Raw genomic sequence first — 18,568 nt, 5'->3', positions numbered from 1 at the left:
CACTCAGCGAAGGATTGGGGATAGATAGAGAGGCTGCGGAATCAAATGCTTAGGTGGAGAGGCCCAGCTCTGCCGGGTCCTGCAAACACGTACCAGAGTACTTTGTGAGCAGCCTAACCCCGCTCGGCGGGGCTGGGTTCAGCCGTTGGCGGAGTCGGACTTGGATGTCATCTCGTCGATCACGGTGCGGCAGTGCGCTTCCAGCGTGTCGATTTCGGCCAACACCGCATCAATGTCGTCGCGTTGTTCTTCCAGCTGCTGGCGGCGCTCGCTCAACAGCCGCAACAGCTTGAGCGACTGGCTCGCCTCATCCTTCGCCAGTTCATACAAGTCGAGGATTTCGCGGATTTCCTGCAGCGACAGCCCGATGCGTTTGCCACGCAGGATCAGCTTGAGACGGGCGCGATCGCGGCGGGTGAACACGCGCTGGCGGCCGGCGCGTTCCGGCTCGATCAGACCCTGCTCTTCGTAGAAGCGGATGGTGCGCAGGGTGACGCCGAAGTCGCGGGCCAGGTCGGAGATGGAGAATAGCTCTTGCTGGGTCATGGTGATTCCTGTCCTTATGTCGCGATTGTAGCGTTTTCTCCACGCTTGCAGGTCGGTCTTGTGATTACGTTTACGTAATAGTAACTTATCGTTCAGAAGAAAAGCACATCAATTACCGCGTTCCGCGACACAGGAGGAGAGAGCATGACCCAAGCCAGTTATGTCCATGGCGCCAGCGAGACCCCGTTGATCGGGCAGACCATCGGCCAGTACTTCGACGCGACCTGCGCCCGCCACGCCGCGCGTGAGGCGCTGGTGGTGCGCCAGCAGTCCGTGCGCTGGAGTTACGCCGAACTCCACGAGCAGGTGGAACGGCTGGCATGCGGTCTGCAGCGGCTCGGGCTGAAGCCGGGCGAGCGCATCGGCATCTGGTCGCAGAACAACGTCGAATGGGTGCTGATGCAGTTCGCCAGCGCCAAGGCCGGGCTGGTGCTGGTCAACATCAACCCGGCCTATCGTCGTTCCGAGCTGGAATACGCCCTCAACAAGGTCGGCTGCCGCGCGCTGGTGCTGTCGCCCAGCTTCAAGAGCAGCGACTACCTGGAAATGATCAACGACCTGGCGCCGGAACTGGCCCACTGCGCCCCCGGCGCACTGCGCGCCGCCAGGCTGCCGACGCTGGAGATGGTGATCCGCATGGGGGGCGAGGCCAGCCCCGGCATGCTGAACTTCAACCAGCTGCTGGCCGAACCGACCGAAGCCGAGCGCGCCATGCTGGCCGACACCGGCGCCGGCCTGCAGTTCGACGACCCCATCAACATCCAGTTCACCTCCGGCACCACCGGCAGCCCCAAGGGAGCCACGCTGAGCCACCACAACATCCTCAACAACGGCTTCTTCGTCGGCGAGGCGATGAAGCTGGTGCCGGGCGATCGCCTCTGCATCCCGGTGCCGCTCTACCACTGCTTCGGCATGGTGCTGGGCAACCTGGCCTGCCTGACACACGGCACTACCATGATCTTTCCGTGCGAGGCGTTCGAGCCGCTGGCGGTACTGCAAACCGTGGCGGAGGAGAAGTGCACCGCTCTGCACGGCGTGCCGACCATGTTCATCTCCGTGCTCGACCACCCGCGCTTTAGCGAGTTTGACCTCTCCACCCTGCGCACCGGCATCATGGCTGGCAGCCCGTGCCCGATCGAAGTGATGAAGCGCGTGGTCGACACCATGCACATGAAGGAAGTCACCATCGCCTACGGCATGACCGAGACCAGCCCGGTCAGCTTCCAGAGCGCCACCGACACCCCGGTCGAGCGCAAGGTCTCCACCGTCGGTCTGATCCACCCGCATCTGGAAGTGAAGATCGTCGACGGCGAAGGCCGCATCGTGCCGCGCGGCGAAACCGGCGAATTGCTGACGCGCGGCTACTCGGTGATGCTGGGCTACTGGGACGACGAGCCGAAGACGCGCGAGGCCATCGACCCTGCCGGCTGGATGCACACTGGCGACCTGGCGGTGATCGACGAGACGGGCTACTGCAACATCGTCGGCCGCGCCAAGGACATGGTGATCCGCGGTGGCGAGAACGTCTACCCACGCGAGATCGAGGAATTTCTCTACCGCCACCCCAAGATCCAGGACGTGCAGGTGATCGGCGTGCCGGACGACCGCTTCGGTGAGGAGCTGTGCGCCTGGATCCGCCTGCGCGACGGCGAAACCGCCACCGCCGACGAAATCCGCGCCTTCTGTCAGGGCCAGATCGCGCACTACAAGATTCCGCGCTATATCGAATTCGTCGACAGCTTCCCGATGACCATCACCGGCAAGATCCAGAAATTCATGATGCGGCAACAGATGAAGGAGAAGCTGGGGCTGAGCGAGCACAAGACAGCCTGAGGCGGTCCGCCTTGGCATGACGGTGCGGTGGAGGTCTCGGGTCGGGTGGACGGCAGTGCACACGGTGCCGAACAGTAAAGAACCGTTGCGCACAGCAAGGCATGCGGCTTGGTGGTGCCGGCATGGCGTGCATGGCCATGCCGGCACCCGCAACCACAGCCGCCACGCCTCGTCCGCCGCTTGTCATGCCTTGACCCGCGCTTACCGTGAAGTGCCCCGCCTTGCGGGGCTTTTCGCTACAATGCCCGGCAAACAACCCGAGGAATCATCATGAGCGACATCGTATTCACCGACGCCGACCTGGCCCGTCTGGAAGAACTGCTGACCCCGCTGTCGCAAAGCGGCAGCACCATGCGTCCGGACGAGGTGCAGGGCTATTTCACGGCACTGGCCAGCGGCCCTGACACGGTCGAGGCCGGCAGCTGGCTCGACGAGGTGCTCGGTGACGCTCCCGAGTTCGAGGATGCCACGACCGAAGCCGAACTCGGCGCGTTGTTGCAGAAGCTGTACGATGCCACCGTCACCGCGCTGGCTGCCGGCGAGGTGCCTGATCTGATCCTGTACGAAGCCGAGGATGCCGAAGAGGCCGACTTCTGGCCGTGGTGCAACGCCTACCTGTACGCGCTCGACAACGTTGATACCGACTGGTTCGAGGCCGCCGATGACGAGGGTTTCGAAGACCTGCTGCTGCCGATCATGGCGCTGGGTGGCATGTTCGAGGACGAGGAAGAGGGCAAGGAGCTGATCACCTTCACCGACGCCGAACTCGACAATTTCAAGGACGAACTGCCCGACGCCGTCCGTGCCGTCTACGCCTACTGGCAGGCCAAGCAACAGGCTCCGAGCACGATGCGCCGCGAGGGCGACAAGGTCGGCCGCAACGACCCCTGCCCGTGCGGCAGCGGCAAGAAGTATAAGGCCTGCCACGGCAAGAACTGAGTGCTTGTAAATAAATCTGCTGCGCACCCCGATCCCGGTCCTGCGATGCTCGCCGTACCACGTGTACGGCTGCGCTTCTCGAACCAGCCTCGGGCCGCTCGCGACGATTTCTTTCACAAGCTCTGAGAACCTGTTCACGATCTGTCGCGAGCAGCCCTCAGCGGGGTGAAGAGCAGCGCAGGAACCGGAATGTACTGGAGTACATGAGGATCATGGCTGAGCGAATCTCCACAGGAGATTCGCACGCACAGAGCAGCACATGAGCCCCGATCAGGGATGCGCAGCAAGATCGTGAACAGGTTCTGAGCGAATTCGATCCGTCACATAACGACCGCCCCGCCGGCTGCACGCTCGTGGGGCGGTTTTCATGTCGGGAGTGATCCATCCTCCCAAGAAAAAAACGGCCCCGAAGGGCCGCCAAAACACACTCCTGCACAGAGTCGAACAAACCGGTTAGCAGGCGAATTGCTCCTCGCCCAAGCTCATCAGCGGCTTGGCGCCGTTCTTGATGGTGGCCTTGAGTGCTTCCACCTCCGGCAGCAGCTTGGCGTAGTAGAAGCGGGCGGTGGTGATCTTGGCCTGGTAGAAATCGTCCTCGCCCTGGCCCAGCTTGGCGTAGGCCACTTCGGCCATGCGCGCCCACATCCAGGCGTAGGTCAGGTGGCCGATCAGGCGCAGATAGTCGGTGGCGGCCGCACCGGCCTCGTCCTTGTCCTTGAACGCAGCCATGCCGACGGCCATGGTGATGTCACCGACTTCCTTCAGCAGCTTGGACAGCGGGCCGACGAACTCCGCCAGCTTGTCGTTGCCCTCGTTGGTTTGGCAGAACTTGTGAATCTGCTTGGTGAACTTGCGCAACTTCTGGCCCTGGTCGAGCAGCACCTTACGGCCCAGCAGGTCGATCGCCTGGATGCCGTTGGTGCCCTCGTAGATTTGCGAGATGCGGCAGTCGCGCACCAGCTGCTCCATGCCCCATTCGCGGATGAAACCGTGGCCCCCGAACACCTGCATCCCCATGTTGGCGGCGGTGTAGCCGTTGTCGGTCATGAAGGCCTTGGCCACCGGGGTCAGCAGCGCCACCAGGTCGGCCGCATCTTGGCGGGCCGCCGAGTCCGGATGCTTCTCCTCGATATCCAGCTGCAGCGCCAGCAGGGTGGTCAGGGCGCGGCCGGCCTCGGTGTAGGCCTTCTGCGTCAGCAGCATGCGACGCACGTCCGGGTGCACGATGATCGGGTCGGCCGGCTTGTCCGGGCTGTGCACGCCGTTGAGCGCGCGCATCTGCAGACGCTCCTTGGCGTACGCCAGCGCGCCCTGGAACGACGCCTCGCCGATCCCCAGGCCCTGCATGCCGCAGCCCAGTCGCGCCGCGTTCATCATGGTGAACATGCAGGAGAGCCCCTTGTTCGGCTCGCCGATCAGCCAACCCTTGGCGCCGTCGAGATTGATCACGGCGGTCGCGTTGGCCTTGATGCCCATCTTGTGCTCCAGCGCGCCGCAGTACACGCTGTTGCGGCTGCCGTCGTCGTGGAACTTGGGCACGATGAACAGCGAGATGCCCTTCACGTCCTTCGGCGCGTCCGGCAGGCGTGCCAGCACCAGGTGGATGATGTTGGCGGACATATCGTGCTCGCCGGCCGAGATGAAGATCTTGGTGCCGGTAATGCTGTAGCTGCCGTCGCCGTTCGGCTCGGCCTTGCTCTTCAACAGGCCCAGGTCGGTGCCGCAATGCGGCTCGGTCAGGCACATGGTGCCGGTCCATTCTCCCGAAACCAGCTTGGGCAGATAGGTAGCCTTCTGTTCCTCGCTACCGTGGGCGTGAATGGCGGAATAAGCGCCGTGGGAGAGCCCGGGGTACATCGACCACGCCACGTTGGCCGAACACTGCATTTCCATCACCGGGAACGCCAGCGACTTGGGCATGCCCTGGCCGCCGTAAGCCGGGTCGCAGTCGAGTGCCGGGAAACCCAGTTCGCAGTACTGGGCGTAGGCTTCCTTGAAGCCGGCCGGGGTGGTCACGTTATGGGTGGCGGCGTCGAAGTGGCAGCCTTCCTCGTCGCCCGGGCGATTGAGCGGAGCCAGCTCGTTCTCGCAGAACTGGGCGGCGGCTTCGAGGTAAGAGGTATAGATATCCTGCGTGGCTTCCTGATAGCCGGGCAGGGCGGGGATGACGTCCTGGACCTTGATCAGTTCGTTCAGGACGAAATCGAAATCGCGCAGGGGAGCCTTGTAGGCTGGCATGGTGTTGTCTCCTGGGTAGCTCGGCCCGTAGCCGTGCGGTTCGGGCAATCTTTTTCTGACGGTGTCGCACCGATCAGTAAATCAAACGTATGTTTAAATTATGGAAGAAGCTTTGGCAAGCTTTTTCGCTAACATGGACTGAGGCATGGTTGCTAATTAACGACAGTCCGTCCGCATGAGCCAAATACGCCACCATCTGCGCAAGCTGCTGCCAGATCGCCATGTGCTGTTCCAGAACCGCTACCTGAGATGGCTGGCGCCGTATCTGGACCATCCGGCGTTCTGGTCACTGAACCGGCGCAAGGTGGCCCTGGCCTTTGCCATCGGCCTGTTCTCCGGGCTGATGCCGGGGCCGAGCCAGATGATCACAGCCGCCTTGCTGGCGCTCGTGTTCCGCGTCAATCTGCCGGTCGCCATCGTCACCACGCTCTATAGCAACCCGCTGACGTACCTCCCGCTCTATTACCTGGCGTATACCTACGGCAAGCTGCTGCTGGGGCGGGTCAACCACGATACGATGACAGCCGTACCGGAGTGGTCGATGTCGTCACCCCTGGAATGGCTGCAACAGGTGGCAGACTGGATGGCGGGCTTGGGCTTGCCACTGGCGGTCGGCGTGCCCATGCTGGGCCTCACGTTCGGGCTTGCCGGATATCTGTGCGTTCGGGCAGGATGGCGCTGTTATATCGTGATGGCATGGAAGAAACGGAAGGGATGGCGTGGAACTCGTTGAACAAACCTTGAGCACGGAAACGGTTTACCAGGGGGGCTTTCTCCAGGTGCGGCGGGACACGGTGCAACTGCCGGACGGCAGCACCGCGTTTCGCGAATACATCCTGCATCCCGGTGCGGTCGCCATCCTGGCGTTGACGCCTGATGGCGAACTGGTCATGGAGCGCCAGTACCGCTATCCCGCCGGCCGGGTCTTTCTCGAAATTCCTGCCGGCAAGATCGATCCGGACGAAGCGCGCGACAGCACGGCGCGCCGGGAATTGCGCGAGGAAACGGGCTATCAGGCCGAGCGTTGGATTTACCTGGGCACGGCGCATCCTTGCATCGGCTACGCCAACGAACAGATCAGCTATTACCTCGCCCAGGGCCTGACCCTGCACGAACGGCAGCTGGATCACGGCGAATTTCTCGACGTCGTCACCGTGCCGCTGGCCGACGCCTTGGGGATGGCCCTCACCGGCGAAATTTGCGACAGCAAGTCGATCGTCGGCCTGCACTGGCTGTCCGCCCACCTCGACGGGAGGTTGCCGGGTGCCGCCGTTTGATCCGCACCACGAACGACGTGGCGCACGGCGTGTCCGCATGGGGTGCAACGCCCGCATCAAGTCACGCAATACCGGCGAAACCCATTATGGCGAATGCATCGACCTGTCGATCGACGGGCTTGCACTGCGCACTTCGTTCGTGCCGCAATTCGGCGAAAGGCTGCTGGTCGTGGTGCGCGCGCCAGCGGTAGGTGGCCTGGCAGGCAAACCGTTCGAGGCCGAGGTGGAAGTGCGCCGCTGTAATGAAATCGAGCGTGGGCGGCTTTACGAAATCGGCGTGCGCATCATCGAGCTGAAGCCCTGACCTGAGGCGGATTTTCTGACATTCGGCTGACATAGATTACAGCGACGCCTCTGGATTCCTGTGCTATACCCAAAAAAACATAATGAACTAGAACCGGTTCTCAAGCAGTCACTCTAATGGTGCAAGGGGGCATGGCGGATGCGCGTACATTCGCCGCCGCCCCCTGCCGAAACGTCAGGAGGCAGAGCCATGTACCCGGATATCTTCAGCCAATACGCTTCACGTTACGACCGGACGCGCGAGGAGGAGTACACCATCCAGGAATACCTGGATATCTGCAAGCGCGAATCCGCCGCCTACGCCACCGCCGCCGAACGCATGTTGATGGCCATCGGCGAGCCTGAACTGATCGACACCCGCCACAATCCGCGGCAATCGCGAATTTTCAGTAACAAGATGGTCAAGATCTACCCGGCCTTCCGCGATTTCTACGGCACGGAAGAGGTGATCGAGCAGGTCGTGGCCTATTTCCGCCATGCGGCCCAAGGGCTTGAAGAGAAGAAACAGATTCTCTATCTGCTGGGCCCGGTTGGGGGCGGTAAATCGTCCATCGCGGAAAAGCTCAAAGAGTTGATGGAACTGGTGCCTTTCTATTGCCTGAAAGGCTCGCCGGTCAACGAGTCCCCGCTCGGCCTGTTCAACTACGACGAAGACGGCTCCATCCTCGAGGAACAGTATGGCATTCCCCGCCGCTACCTGCGTGCCATCCCCAGCCCGTGGGCAGTGAAGCGTCTGCACGAGTTCAACGGCGACATCAGTCAGTTCCGCGTCGTCAAACGCTACCCTTCGGTACTGAAGCAGATTGCCGTGGCCAAGACCGAGCCGGGTGACGAGAACAACCAGGACATCTCGTCGCTGGTCGGCAAGGTGGATATCCGCAAGCTGGAAAAATACGCCCAGGACGATCCGGATGCCTACAGCTATTCCGGCGGCCTGTGCCTGGCCAACCAGGGTTTGCTGGAGTTCGTGGAAATGTTCAAGGCGCCGATCAAGGTGCTGCACCCGTTGTTGACCGCAACGCAGGAAGGCAACTTCAAGGGTACCGAGGGCTTTGGCGCGATCCCGTTCGAGGGCATCATCCTGGCGCACTCCAACGAGTCCGAATGGAAGCAGTTCAAGAACAACAAGAACAACGAGGCCTTCCTCGACCGTATCTATATCGTCAAGGTGCCATACTGCTTGCGTGTGTCCGAGGAAATGAAGATCTACGACAAGCTGATCCGCAATTCTTCGCTGGCCAATGCCCCGTGCGCACCGGGAACGCTCAAGATGATGGCGCAGTTTGCCGTGCTGTCCCGGCTGAAAGACCCGGAAAACTCCAGCCTGTTCAGCAAGATGCAGGTCTACGACGGCGAAAACCTGAAGGATACCGATCCCAAGGCCAAATCGTTGCAGGAGTACCGCGACTATGCCGGTGTGGACGAAGGCATGAGTGGGCTTTCCACCCGGTTTGCCTACAAGATCCTGTCCAAGGTATTCAACTTCGATCATTCCGAAGTGGCGGCCAACCCGGTGCACCTGTTGTACGTGCTGGAAAAACAGGTGGAGCGCGAGCAGTTCCCGCCTGAGGTCGAACAGAAGTACCTCACCTTCATCAAGGAGTTCCTGGCGCCCAAGTACGTCGAGTTCATCGGCAAGGAAATTCAGACGGCCTACCTGGAAAGCTACTCCGAGTACGGGCAGAACATTTTCGACCGCTACGTGACCTTCGCCGACTACTGGATCCAGGACCAGGAATACCGAGACCCGGATACCGGCGAGAGCTTCGACCGGACTTCGCTCAACGCGGAACTGGAAAAGATCGAGAAGCCGGCGGGCATTTCCAACCCGAAGGATTTCCGCAACGAAATCGTCAACTTCGTGCTGCGGGCACGAGCCAGCAATGGAGGCAAGAACCCGACCTGGACGAGCTACGAGAAGCTGCGTATGGTGATCGAGAAGAAGATGTTCTCCAACACCGAGGAGTTGCTGCCGGTCATCTCCTTCAACGCCAAGGCGAGTGCCGAGGACGCCAAGAAGCATGAGGACTTCGTCAACCGCATGGTCGACAAGGGGTATACCGCCAAGCAGGTGCGCCTGCTGTGCGAATGGTACCTCCGGGTGCGCAAGTCGTCGTAAGCCCGCTTTTCTGGCCGGGGCTCCGGCCCCGGCCAGGCGTCAGCGGCAAGGTACTCGCCTTGTCGAACCGGGATTGCAGAGGTGGCTATGGCTCACATCATTGATCGTCGTCTGAACGGCAAGAACAAGTCCGCGGTAAACCGCGAACGGTTCCTGCGCCGTTTCAAGGCCCAAATCAAGGAAGCCGTCTCCAAGGCCATCAAGGGGCGGAGCATCACCGATATCGACAGCGGTGAGAAGGTTTCCATTCCAGTAAAGGATGTCTCCGAGCCGGTATTTCATCATGGCAAGGGGGGCGTCACCGAGAATGTTCATCCGGGGAACGAGGAATTCATCAAGGGTGATCGCTTCAACCGGCCGCAGGGCGGGGCCGGAGGAGGGGGAGGCAAGGCCAGCCAGGATGGCGAGGGGGAGGATGACTTTGCCTTCGAACTGTCTCGCGAAGAATTCATGAACGTCTTCTTCGAGGATCTGGCGCTGCCCAACCTGGTCAAGACCCAGCTCATGGGGATTGAGGAAATGAAGTCCGTGCGTGCCGGCTATACCAGCGACGGCACGCCAACCAACATCAGTATCGTCCGTTCGCTGCGCGGTGCCTTGGCGCGTCGTGTGGCACTGTCCGCCCCCACTCTGTCTGAACTCAATGAGGTCGAGGAGGATCTGGATACCCTGCTCGAATCCGATGACGAGCATGACATCGAGGTCCGGGAGAAACGTAAGCGTATCCACATGCTGCGTGAGCGGCTCGCCAGCATTCCCTTCATCGACCCTTTCGATTTGCGCTACAACAACCGCGTCAGGCAGCCGAAACCGACCAGTCAAGCGGTGATGTTCTGCATCATGGACGTATCAGGCTCCATGGACGAAGCCAAGAAGGACATGGCCAAGCGTTTCTTCATCCTGCTCTATCTGTTTTTGCAGCGGAATTACGAGAAGATCGAGGTGGTGTTCATCCGGCATCACACCAGTGCCGTCGAGGTCAACGAGCACGATTTCTTCCATTCGCGCGAATCGGGTGGCACCGTGGTGTCGTCAGCACTCAACCTGATGAAGGAGATCGTCTACAAGCGCTACAACAGCAGCGAGTGGAACATCTATGTGGCGCAAGCGTCGGACGGCGACAATTGGGACAGCGATTCGGCCAATTGCGCCCAAATCCTGAGTGAGTCGCTCCTGCCGTTGTGTCAGTACTACGCGTATGTCGAGATCACCGAAAGCGAGCCGCAGAACCTCTGGTACGAGTACCTCAAGGTCAAGGAACGCTGCAAGCACTTCGCCATGCAGCGCATCCACTCTACGGCGGACATCTACCCGGTGTTCCGGGAAATTTTCAAGCGTCAGCCCGCTACCCGTGCCTGACTAGGCCAAGCCGACTTTGCGGAGGTGCAGCATGACACCCATTTCGACTGGTTCCGAATGGACCTTCGACCTGCTCGACGAGTACGAGCGTGCGATTCGCGAGATCGCCGTCAAGGAGTATGGGCTGGATGTCTATCCGGTTCAGCTAGAAGTCATTTCCGCCGAACAAATGATGGATGCCTACTCATCAGTCGGCATGCCGGTGAATTACCATCACTGGTCTTTCGGCAAGCATTTCGTTTCCACCGAAAAGAGCTACAAGCGCGGCCACATGGGGCTGGCCTACGAAATCGTGATCAATTCCAACCCCTGCATCGCCTATCTCATGGAGGAAAACTCCATGACCATGCAGGCCCTGGTGATTGCGCATGCCGCCTTCGGCCACAATTCGTTCTTCAAGGGCAACTACCTGTTCCGCACCTGGACCGATGCCTCGGCCATTGTCGACTACCTGGTGTTCGCCAAGAGCTACATCGCACGTTGCGAGGAGCGCTACGGCATCGACGCCGTGGAGGAGTTGCTCGATTCCTGCCATGCACTGATGAATTATGGTGTGGATCGCTACAAGCGGCCGCAAAAGCTGTCGCTGGCCAAGGAACAAGCCCGGCAGGAGGAGCGTGAGCAGTACCTGCAGATGCAGGTCAACGATCTGTGGCGCACCATCCCGCGGCCGGCCAAGAGCGGTGGCGAGCATGAACCGGTGCGCTTCCCGTCCGAACCGCAGGAGAACCTGCTGTACTTCATCGAGAAGTCGGCTCCGCTTCTCGAGCCGTGGCAACGCGAAATCGTACGCATCGTACGCAAGGTAGCCCAGTATTTCTATCCGCAGCGCCAGACTCAGGTGATGAACGAAGGCTGGGCCACGTTCTGGCACTACACCATCATGAATCGTCTGTTTGCCAAGGGTCTGGTCACCGATGGCGCCATGATGGAATTCCTGCAGTCGCATACCAACGTTGTCTATCAGCCTCCTGTCACGGCGCGCTGGTACAACGGCATCAATCCGTATGCATTGGGTTTTGCCATGTATCAGGACATCAAGCGTATTTGTGAGGAACCAACCGAAGAAGATCGACTGTGGTTCCCCGATATCGCCGGCAGCAACTGGCAGCAGACGCTCGATTTCGCCATGAAGAATTTCAAGGACGAAAGCTTTGTCTCGCAATACCTGTCACCCAAGCTGATCCGCGATTTCCGCTTCTTCTCCATTCGTGACGATGACCGCGACAGCACCTTGCTGGTGTCGGCGATTCACGACGACGAGGGCTATCGTGACGTGCGGCAGAAGTTGTCGGAGCAGTACAACCTGGGATCACGTGAACCCAATATACAGGTATGGTCGGTCAACGTACGCGGTGACCGTGGCCTGACGCTACGGCACACGATGCATCGTCGTCGGCCGCTGGAGGCCGGGAGCGCTCACGAGGTGCTGAAGCATGTTGCGCGTCTGTGGGGGTTCGATGTTCGGCTGGAGAGCGTCAACGAAGCCGGGGAGGTGGAGCAGACCTTTGAGGTGAAGCATCTGCCCGAACAGTTGTCATTGCAGTCGGCTTGATCCGGCGGGGTAGATTGGATGGTGGCGAGGTACGTCCAGGGGATGAAGGTTGGCCGAACAGTATGGAGCCGTGTCCTTGGTGCGGGCGACCGAGGTAGGTGGTCAGGCCCGGTGTGAAGCGATGGAGTGGTGATTCGCCGTTATAAAGAAGAGGAGGGGCAGGCCCCTCCTCTTTTTCGTGTCAGCGCAGGCCCAAGACGTCTTGCATGTCGAACAGGCCGGTCGGCTTCGCGGACAGCCATTTGGCTGCACGCACGGCGCCGTTGGCGAAGGTGGCACGGCTGGATGCCTTGTGGGTGATCTCCACTCGTTCGCCATTGGTGGCAAACAAGGCGGTGTGGTCACCGACTACATCGCCGGCACGCACCGTGGCAAAGCCAATGGTCTTGGCATCGCGTTCGCCGGTGACGCCTTCGCGGCCGTAGACGGCACACTCCTTCAGGTCGCGGCCCAGCGCGTTGGCGATCACTTCGCCCATGCGCAACGCCGTTCCGGATGGGGCATCCACCTTGTGGCGGTGGTGGGCTTCGATGATTTCGATATCGTAGTCCTCTGCCAGAACTCGCGAAGCGATGTCGAGCAGTTTGAACGTCAGGTTTACGCCAACACTGAAGTTCGGCGCGAACACGATGCCGATCTTTTCCGAGGCCTGGCGGATGGCTTCCTTGCCGGCCTCATCGAAGCCGGTGGTGCCGATGATCAGCTTCACGTTGTGCGCGACACAGCTGGCCATGTAGTGGAGTGTGCCTTCCGGGCGGGTGAAGTCGATGACGACGTCGGCGCCTTGCAGCGCGGCATCGAAGTCGGTGGTGACTTTGATGCCAGTGGCTTGGCCGAGGAACAGGCCGGCATCCTGGCCGATGAAATCGGAACCCGGCCGCTCCACGGCGGCGTGCAGCTGCACGCCCTCGGTCGCCAGCACCGATTCGATCAGCGTACGCCCCATGCGGCCGCTGGCGCCTACGATCACTACATTCATCATGGTTATTGTGCCTTCGATTGCTGAGCGGGGGCCGAGGCATCGGCAGGGAGAATGGCGCGTTCAGCCGGCAGGGCTTCGCCCTCCACGCGCGTCATGGCGTCGCCATCGAAGAACACCGTCAGCAGCTTGTCCTCTGCCGGTTTGCCCGCTCGTACCAGGCGATATTTGTAATCCCAGCGATTGCTATGGAAGGCATCGGTCAGGAGCGGTGTGCCCAGCAGGAAGCGGACCTGGCTGCGGGTCATGCCGGGCTTGAGTTTGGCGACGGCATCCTGTGTGACGTAATTCCCTTGAGGGATGTCCATTTGGTAAGGGGTGAACCAGCTCATCGGGTTCAGAGAACTGCAGCCGGACAGGACGATGGCGGCGGCAATAATCAGGACGCGCATGTGACTCCGCTCAGGTAGAATTTATGGGATGGTAATTAGGCAAAGCCGCGAAAAGGCTTTATCATGGTTTTTGGACCACCTACATTTATATCATGATGAGTAAAGCCAGTCACCTTAAAGATATTGGTCTGAAAGCGACCGGTCCCCGCCTGAAAATTCTGGATTTGTTCGAAACCAGCGAGTCGCGCCACCTGTCGGCAGAAGACGTTTACCGCCGCCTCATCGCCGAGAATATCGATGTTGGCCTCGCCACCATCTATCGCGTCCTGACCCAGTTCGAACAGGCCGGTATTCTGGTGCGCCACCATTTCGAAACCGGCAAGGCGGTGTACGAATTGAACGAGGGCGGCCATCATGACCACATGGTGTGCGTCAAATGCGGCAAGGTCGTGGAATTCTTCGATCCCGAAATCGAGGCGCTGCAGGATCGTATTGCAGAGCAGCACGGCTTCCACATCGTCGATCATGCCCTCTACATGTATGGCGAATGCCCTGAGTGCGCCGGCACTAAAAAACCCTGATTGACCCATGGTCCCCTGGCTCAACCGTGAGCTGGCTTTCCCCAGCGTCGAGAATGCCCTGATCGAGCCGGATGGTTTGCTGGCTGCGGGAGGGGATCTTTCGCCCGCGCGGCTGGTGCTGGGGTATAGCCAGGGAATCTTCCCCTGGTTTTCACCGGGGGAACCGATTCTCTGGTGGTCTCCTTCCGAGCGCATGGTGCTGTTTCCGGCCGAGTTGCGCATCACCCGGTCCCTGGCCAAAACACTGCGCAACCACCCTTATGAAATCCGGGTCGATACCGCCTTTCGCGAGGTCATGAAAGCCTGTGCGGCACCGCGTGATGGTCAGCCCGGCACCTGGATCGGCCCGGGAATGGTCGATGCCTACTGTCACCTGCATGAGCTGGGGCTGGCCCATTCCTTCGAAACCTGGCAACAAGGGGTGCTGGTGGGCGGTTTGTATGGTGTGGCGCTGGGGCGGATGTTTTATGGCGAGTCGATGTTCTCCCGCGTCAGCAATGCCTCCAAGCTGGCTTTTGTGCATATGTCCCGGCACCTGCAGAGCTGCGGTTTCGCCATGATCGACTGCCAGATGTACACCCCGCATCTGGCCAGCCTGGGTGCCCGGCGTATACCGCGGCACGAGTTTCTTGCTACGCTGAAAGAACTGGTGGGGCTTTCCGCCCCCGAAGGCATGTGGTCATACAGGTATAGCAATGAGTCACCGTGATGCCGGCCCGTTGATGGCCATCCATTTCTACGCCACGGCGCCGTATCCGTGTAGTTACATCCCCGATCTGCAGGCTCGCTCGCAGGTGGCGATACCGGCGGAAGCCATCGACAGCGCCGTCTACAGCCAACTGGTGCGGCTGGGGTTCCGGCGCAGCGGGCATTACACCTACCGGCCTTATTGCGACGGCTGCAAGGCCTGCCAGCCTGTACGTATCCCTGTGGCGGCTTTTACCTCCAACCGGACCCAGCGGCGTGCCTGGAAAAGACACGACAGTTTAGCCGTGGAGCTGCTGCCGCTGCTGTACCGGGAGGAGCATTACGACTTGTACCGGCGTTATCAGGCGGCACGCCATGCCGGCGGCGGCATGTCCGAGGACGATTCGAGCCAGTACGCCGAGTTCATCCTGAAAAGCAATGTGGAGAGTTTCCTTGCTGAGTTCCGCCAGGACGGGGTATTGAAAATGGTGAGTCTGATCGACCGGCTGAGCGACGGCCTGTCGGCGGTGTATACCTTCTACGAGCCGGACGATGTACGTGCCAGCTATGGGGTCTACAACGTGTTGTGGCAGGTGCAGTTGGCAAGCCGGCTGGGGTTGCCTTACGTCTACCTGGGGTACTGGATCGAGGGGTGCCGCAAGATGGATTACAAGTCGGCATATCGTCCTTTGGAAAGGCTGCGGGACGGGCGTTGGGAGCCATTCTGCTGAGAGGGAAGCGAAGAAAAGGGGCCGGTCTGGCCCCTTTGTCGTCTGTCCTGTCAGCCGGACGTGGCTTAGAGCGGTGCCACGCGATCGTTGCCACCACCGGTCAGCACCTTGACGCGTTGTCCTGGGGCAAAGGGGATGTCGGCTTCCTGAACGATCGACAGCATGCGGCCGGAACGGTCGAGCTTGACGGTGATTTCGAGTGCATTCTTGGTGCCGAGGTTGCGCTGTGCGGCCTGGGTGCCAAAGCCGCCAGCCAGGGCGCCGACAATGGTGCCGGCGGCGGCCCCGCGGCCTTGGCCGATGGTGCTGCCGGCAATGCCACCCAGCGCCGCGCCACCCAGAGTCAGCAGCTCGTTGTTGTTGCCTTCCATCAGCACGTTCTGCACCGAGACCACCGTGCCGAATTCCACGTTCTGGGCTTGGCGCATCTGTCCCTTGGAGTAAACCGCGGCCGAGTCCGACGTGGCGCAGCCGGCCAGGGTGCCAGTGACGAGGGCCGCCGCGACGAGGGTTCGCAGAGCAGATTTCAGCATGTTCATTTCCTTGCGATGGATCATTTGCCAGAGTCCAGTTGGCGGCGTGCTTTCAACGCTTGCAGCACCTCGCCGACCAGGTCCGGGCCACGATAGATCAGGCCACTGTAGAGTTGCACTAGTGTGGCGCCGGCATCCATCTTTTCGGCGGCGTCCTCACCGGAGTCGATGCCTCCCACTCCTATGATGGGTAGGGCGCCGTCGAGTTCCTTGGCCAGTTTGCGGATCAGGGCGGTGGAGCGCTCGCGCACCGGGGCGCCGGACAGGCCGCCTGCTTCGTCCGCCATGGGATGCCCGGCGATCTCGCTGCGCGACAGCGTGGTGTTGGTGGCGATGACGCCGTCGATCTTGTGCCCGGTGAGCAGGCGGGCGATGGCGACGATCTGCTCGTTATCGAGATCCGGGGCGATTTTCACGGCCAGCGGTACGTAGCGGCCATGCTTGTCGGCCAGTTCCTGCTGGCGCACCTTGAGGCTGGCCAGCAGGGCCGACAGCTCGTCCGCCTGCTGCAGTTGGCGCAGGTTCTTGGTGTTGGGCGAAGAAATATTGACCGTGATGTAGCTGGAGTAGGCGTAGACCTTGTCGAGGCAAGCGAGGTAGTCGTCGACCGCGGATTCGATAGGGGTGGTGGCATTCTTGCCGATATTGATGCCGAGGATGCCCTTGAAGCGGCAGTTGCGCACATTCTCCAGCAATGCATCGACGCCCAGGTTGTTGAACCCCATGCGATTGATGATGCCCTGGTGCTCCGGGATGCGGAACAGGCGCGGCTTAGGGTTGCCGGCCTGCGGTCGCGGCGTGACGGTGCCGATTTCCAGAAAGCCGAAGCCGAGTCCGGCCAGGGCGTCGATGTGCTCCCCGTTCTTGTCGAGGCCCGCCGCCAGCCCCACCGGATTGGGGAAGGTCAGGCCCATGGCCTGCACCGGCAGCCGTGTGGTGCTCTGGCCCAGAATGCTGTCCAGGTGGAGCTGGTGCGCCTTGTCGAGCAGCTTCAGGGTGGTTTCGTGGGCGGTTTCTGCGTCTAGCTTGAACAGAAGAGGGCGCAGAAGCGAGTAGAGCATGCGGGTCTCCGGGTAGGAAAATGCCCGGATTATAACCGGGCGGGCGGGGTTGGCCGAAGCCTTATGCGATCAAGCAGGCTTCGTCGAAGCGGAAACGCGGGGCTCGGGCGTGCATTTTGTTGGCCTCGCCGTAGCCGAGATTGATCAGGAAGTTCGATTTGAAGCGACCGTCCGGGAAGAATTCGGCGTCGACCTTGGCGTTGTCGAAGCCGGACATCGGGCCGCAGTCGAGCCCGAGCGAGCGAGCCGCCATGATCAGGTAGGCTCCTTGCAGGGTGCTGTTGCGGAAGGCGGTGGTCTGGATCAGTGCCTCGTTGCCCTCGAACCAGCTGCGTGCATCGGTGTGCGGGAACAGCTGTGGCAGGTGCTCGTAGAAACGGGTGTCCATCGCCACGATGACCGTGGCGGGTGCCGCCATGGTCTTGTCGACGTTGCCTTCCGACAGGCAGGGCTTGAGGCGCTGCTTGGCGTCGGCGCTCTTCACGAACACGAAGCGCGCCGGCGAGCAATTGGCGCTGGTCGGCGCCATCTTCAGCAGATCAAACAGCTGATGCAAGGTGTCGTCGCCGACCGGCCGGGACTGCCAATGCGTGTGGGTGCGCGCATTGTTAAACAGTTGATCCAGGGCGGTATTGCTGATCGGGGTGCTCATGGGCGTTCCTCTTGCATGTCGTCAGTTAGGGTTGGCGCGTGGGGTGGCGGCGGCATCGAGCGACTCCACCGCCAAGGGCTTGCTGTCCTCGGCGGCGACGGAGCGCACCGTGATCGACACCCGGCGGTTGCTGGCCCGTCCTTCCTCGCTGGTGTTATCCGCCACGGGCAGGTTCTCGGCACGGCCGACCGCCACCAGGCGGGCCGGTGCGATGCCGTTCTCGACAAACAGCCGCACCACGCTGCCGGCCCGTGCCGCCGACAGTTCCCAGTTGGACGGGTAGAACGTGTTGCGGATCGGGATGTTGTCGGTGAAGCCTTCGACGGTGATCGGGTTGTCGACCTGGGACAGCACTTTCGCCATCTGTGCCAGCACCTGCAGCGACTGTGGCGCGGGCTGTGCCTGGGCGATGGGGAACAAGGCGCTGTCGCGGATCTCGATGGTGACGCCTTTCGGGCTCTGGGTAATCTTGACCTGCCCGCCTTTGACCAGGGGCTCCATCACTTTCTGCAGGTCGCTGGCGAGGCTGCCCAGCCGGGCCTGTTCCTTGAGTTGCTGCTCGCCCTTGACCGCCTTGGCCACCGGCTTGTTCTGCGCCACTTCGATCATGGTGTTGGCGCCGCCGGTGGGGGGTGTGGTCTGCAAGCTGATCGCCGTGCCGGTGCGGAAGGCGTCGACGATGGCGCTCGACAGGACCCGGTACTTCCCTTCGTTGACCGAAGAGATGGCGTACATCACCACGAAGAAGGCGAACAGCAGGGTGATGAAATCGGCGTAGGAAACCAGCCACCGTTCATGATTTTCATGTTCGTCTTCGCTGCGTCGCCGGCGTGCCATGGTATC

General features: G+C 61.1%; 19 protein-coding genes. 11 read left to right on the top strand and 8 right to left on the bottom strand.

Annotated elements, in window-relative coordinates:
• Positions 1–138 precede the first annotated feature (138 nt).
• On the bottom strand, positions 139–546 hold the full coding sequence (locus NH8B_RS14245; protein WP_014087922.1) for a MerR family transcriptional regulator: 408 nt from the start codon (positions 544–546) through the stop codon (positions 139–141).
• A gap of 144 nt (positions 547–690) precedes the next feature.
• Between NH8B_RS14245 and NH8B_RS14240 the strand changes: the two genes are divergently transcribed.
• Both NH8B_RS14240 and NH8B_RS14235 read left to right on the top strand, forming a co-directional pair.
• Positions 691–2,379 (top strand): AMP-binding protein, encoded by a 1,689-nt coding sequence (locus tag NH8B_RS14240; protein ID WP_014087921.1) that lies wholly within the window; start codon positions 691–693, stop codon positions 2,377–2,379.
• Between the two features lie 270 nt (positions 2,380–2,649).
• The gene (locus NH8B_RS14235; protein ID WP_014087920.1) at positions 2,650–3,318 is read left to right on the top strand and encodes a YecA family protein; all 669 of its coding nucleotides are present in this window, start codon (positions 2,650–2,652) and stop codon (positions 3,316–3,318) included.
• A 453-nt stretch (positions 3,319–3,771) separates the two neighbouring features.
• On the opposite strand, the gene NH8B_RS14230 is transcribed toward NH8B_RS14235, so the two are convergent.
• Complete coding sequence (locus NH8B_RS14230; protein WP_008954351.1) at positions 3,772–5,556, bottom strand: acyl-CoA dehydrogenase C-terminal domain-containing protein; 1,785 nt, start codon at positions 5,554–5,556, stop codon at positions 3,772–3,774.
• 175 nt (positions 5,557–5,731) lie between these two features.
• Here NH8B_RS14230 and NH8B_RS14225 point away from each other — a divergent pair, with 175 nt between their 5' ends.
• The 6 genes from NH8B_RS14225 to NH8B_RS14200 all read left to right on the top strand — a co-directional run bounded on the left by NH8B_RS14225 (position 5,732) and on the right by NH8B_RS14200 (position 12,169).
• Positions 5,732–6,289 carry a DUF2062 domain-containing protein gene (locus NH8B_RS14225; protein ID WP_014087919.1) on the top strand — a complete coding sequence of 186 codons (558 nt, stop codon included), beginning with the start codon at positions 5,732–5,734 and terminating at the stop codon, positions 6,287–6,289.
• The gene (locus tag NH8B_RS14220; RefSeq protein WP_014087918.1) at positions 6,276–6,833 is read left to right on the top strand and encodes an NUDIX domain-containing protein; all 558 of its coding nucleotides are present in this window, start codon (positions 6,276–6,278) and stop codon (positions 6,831–6,833) included. Before NH8B_RS14225 ends, NH8B_RS14220 begins: the two co-directional genes overlap by 14 nt.
• A complete protein-coding gene (locus tag NH8B_RS14215; protein WP_081455953.1) occupies positions 6,820–7,137 on the top strand; it encodes a PilZ domain-containing protein in 318 nt (105 codons plus the stop codon). The genes NH8B_RS14220 and NH8B_RS14215 overlap by 14 nt, the downstream gene beginning before the upstream one ends.
• A 189-nt stretch (positions 7,138–7,326) precedes the next feature.
• On the top strand, positions 7,327–9,255 hold the full coding sequence (locus NH8B_RS14210) for a PrkA family serine protein kinase (RefSeq protein WP_014087917.1): 1,929 nt from the start codon (positions 7,327–7,329) through the stop codon (positions 9,253–9,255).
• An 87-nt stretch (positions 9,256–9,342) separates the two neighbouring features.
• A complete protein-coding gene (locus tag NH8B_RS14205; RefSeq protein ID WP_014087916.1) occupies positions 9,343–10,614 on the top strand; it encodes a YeaH/YhbH family protein in 1,272 nt (423 codons plus the stop codon).
• Positions 10,615–10,645: 31 nt separating this feature from the next.
• Complete coding sequence (locus tag NH8B_RS14200) at positions 10,646–12,169, top strand: SpoVR family protein (protein WP_014087915.1); 1,524 nt, start codon at positions 10,646–10,648, stop codon at positions 12,167–12,169.
• A gap of 181 nt (positions 12,170–12,350) precedes the next feature.
• Here NH8B_RS14200 and dapB read toward each other — a convergent pair whose 3' ends face one another.
• Both dapB and NH8B_RS14190 read right to left on the bottom strand, forming a co-directional pair.
• Positions 12,351–13,151, bottom strand: coding sequence for a 4-hydroxy-tetrahydrodipicolinate reductase (dapB, locus tag NH8B_RS14195; RefSeq protein WP_014087914.1), 801 nt, complete (start codon positions 13,149–13,151; stop codon positions 12,351–12,353).
• A gap of 2 nt (positions 13,152–13,153) precedes the next feature.
• Positions 13,154–13,540: an outer membrane protein assembly factor BamE gene (locus NH8B_RS14190; protein ID WP_008954359.1), complete on the bottom strand. Its 387-nt coding sequence runs from the start codon at positions 13,538–13,540 to the stop codon at positions 13,154–13,156.
• A gap of 95 nt (positions 13,541–13,635) precedes the next feature.
• On the opposite strand from NH8B_RS14190, the gene fur reads away from it, so the two are divergent.
• Genes fur through NH8B_RS14175 form a run of 3 tightly spaced genes read left to right on the top strand, consistent with a single transcriptional unit; the run spans position 13,636 to position 15,479 of the window.
• On the top strand, positions 13,636–14,061 hold the full coding sequence (gene fur / locus NH8B_RS14185; RefSeq protein WP_040652867.1) for a ferric iron uptake transcriptional regulator: 426 nt from the start codon (positions 13,636–13,638) through the stop codon (positions 14,059–14,061).
• 7 nt (positions 14,062–14,068) lie between these two features.
• Positions 14,069–14,770: a leucyl/phenylalanyl-tRNA--protein transferase gene (gene aat / locus NH8B_RS14180; protein WP_014087913.1), complete on the top strand. Its 702-nt coding sequence runs from the start codon at positions 14,069–14,071 to the stop codon at positions 14,768–14,770.
• Positions 14,757–15,479 (top strand): arginyltransferase, encoded by a 723-nt coding sequence (locus NH8B_RS14175; RefSeq protein WP_008954362.1) that lies wholly within the window; start codon positions 14,757–14,759, stop codon positions 15,477–15,479. Before aat ends, NH8B_RS14175 begins: the two co-directional genes overlap by 14 nt.
• Before the next feature lie 65 nt (positions 15,480–15,544).
• Here NH8B_RS14175 and NH8B_RS14170 read toward each other — a convergent pair whose 3' ends face one another.
• The 4 genes from NH8B_RS14170 to motD form a co-directional block, all read right to left on the bottom strand.
• Positions 15,545–16,012, bottom strand: a complete 468-nt coding sequence (locus tag NH8B_RS14170; protein WP_232503471.1) for an outer membrane lipoprotein — start codon at positions 16,010–16,012, stop codon at positions 15,545–15,547.
• Positions 16,013–16,032: 20 nt separating this feature from the next.
• Positions 16,033–17,073 (bottom strand): quinone-dependent dihydroorotate dehydrogenase, encoded by a 1,041-nt coding sequence (locus NH8B_RS14165; RefSeq protein ID WP_014087911.1) that lies wholly within the window; start codon positions 17,071–17,073, stop codon positions 16,033–16,035.
• 61 nt (positions 17,074–17,134) lie between these two features.
• A complete protein-coding gene (locus tag NH8B_RS14160; protein ID WP_014087910.1) occupies positions 17,135–17,725 on the bottom strand; it encodes a malonic semialdehyde reductase in 591 nt (196 codons plus the stop codon).
• Positions 17,726–17,746: 21 nt separating this feature from the next.
• On the bottom strand, positions 17,747–18,562 hold the full coding sequence (gene motD, locus NH8B_RS14155; protein ID WP_014087909.1) for a flagellar motor protein MotD: 816 nt from the start codon (positions 18,560–18,562) through the stop codon (positions 17,747–17,749).
• Positions 18,563–18,568: the final 6 nt, after the last annotated feature.

It is taken from the genome of Pseudogulbenkiania sp. NH8B (assembly GCF_000283535.1).
Classification (GTDB): Bacteria; Pseudomonadota; Gammaproteobacteria; order Burkholderiales; family Chromobacteriaceae; genus Pseudogulbenkiania; species Pseudogulbenkiania ferrooxidans.
This window is presented reverse-complemented; position numbering and strand designations above follow the sequence as displayed.

Bases quoted from the DNA above. Each gene is read 5' to 3' on its own strand.
- NH8B_RS14200 (WP_014087915.1), top strand. From the start codon at position 10,646: ATGACACCCATTTCGACTGGTTCCGAATGGACCTTCGACCTGCTCGAC.
- fur (WP_040652867.1), top strand. From the start codon at position 13,636: ATGAGTAAAGCCAGTCACCTTAAAGATATTGGTCTGAAAGCGACCGGT.
- NH8B_RS14160 (WP_014087910.1), bottom strand. From the start codon at position 17,725: ATGAGCACCCCGATCAGCAATACCGCCCTGGATCAACTGTTTAACAAT.
- motD (WP_014087909.1), bottom strand. From the start codon at position 18,562: ATGGCACGCCGGCGACGCAGCGAAGACGAACATGAAAATCATGAACGG.
- NH8B_RS14245 (WP_014087922.1), bottom strand. From the start codon at position 546: ATGACCCAGCAAGAGCTATTCTCCATCTCCGACCTGGCCCGCGACTTC.
- NH8B_RS14240 (WP_014087921.1), top strand. From the start codon at position 691: ATGACCCAAGCCAGTTATGTCCATGGCGCCAGCGAGACCCCGTTGATC.
- NH8B_RS14225 (WP_014087919.1), top strand. From the start codon at position 5,732: ATGAGCCAAATACGCCACCATCTGCGCAAGCTGCTGCCAGATCGCCAT.
- NH8B_RS14175 (WP_008954362.1), top strand. From the start codon at position 14,757: ATGAGTCACCGTGATGCCGGCCCGTTGATGGCCATCCATTTCTACGCC.
- aat (WP_014087913.1), top strand. From the start codon at position 14,069: ATGGTCCCCTGGCTCAACCGTGAGCTGGCTTTCCCCAGCGTCGAGAAT.
- NH8B_RS14235 (WP_014087920.1), top strand. From the start codon at position 2,650: ATGAGCGACATCGTATTCACCGACGCCGACCTGGCCCGTCTGGAAGAA.
- NH8B_RS14230 (WP_008954351.1), bottom strand. From the start codon at position 5,556: ATGCCAGCCTACAAGGCTCCCCTGCGCGATTTCGATTTCGTCCTGAAC.
- NH8B_RS14170 (WP_232503471.1), bottom strand. From the start codon at position 16,012: ATGCTGAAATCTGCTCTGCGAACCCTCGTCGCGGCGGCCCTCGTCACT.
- NH8B_RS14205 (WP_014087916.1), top strand. From the start codon at position 9,343: ATGGCTCACATCATTGATCGTCGTCTGAACGGCAAGAACAAGTCCGCG.
- dapB (WP_014087914.1), bottom strand. From the start codon at position 13,151: ATGATGAATGTAGTGATCGTAGGCGCCAGCGGCCGCATGGGGCGTACG.
- NH8B_RS14210 (WP_014087917.1), top strand. From the start codon at position 7,327: ATGTACCCGGATATCTTCAGCCAATACGCTTCACGTTACGACCGGACG.
- NH8B_RS14190 (WP_008954359.1), bottom strand. From the start codon at position 13,540: ATGCGCGTCCTGATTATTGCCGCCGCCATCGTCCTGTCCGGCTGCAGT.
- NH8B_RS14165 (WP_014087911.1), bottom strand. From the start codon at position 17,073: ATGCTCTACTCGCTTCTGCGCCCTCTTCTGTTCAAGCTAGACGCAGAA.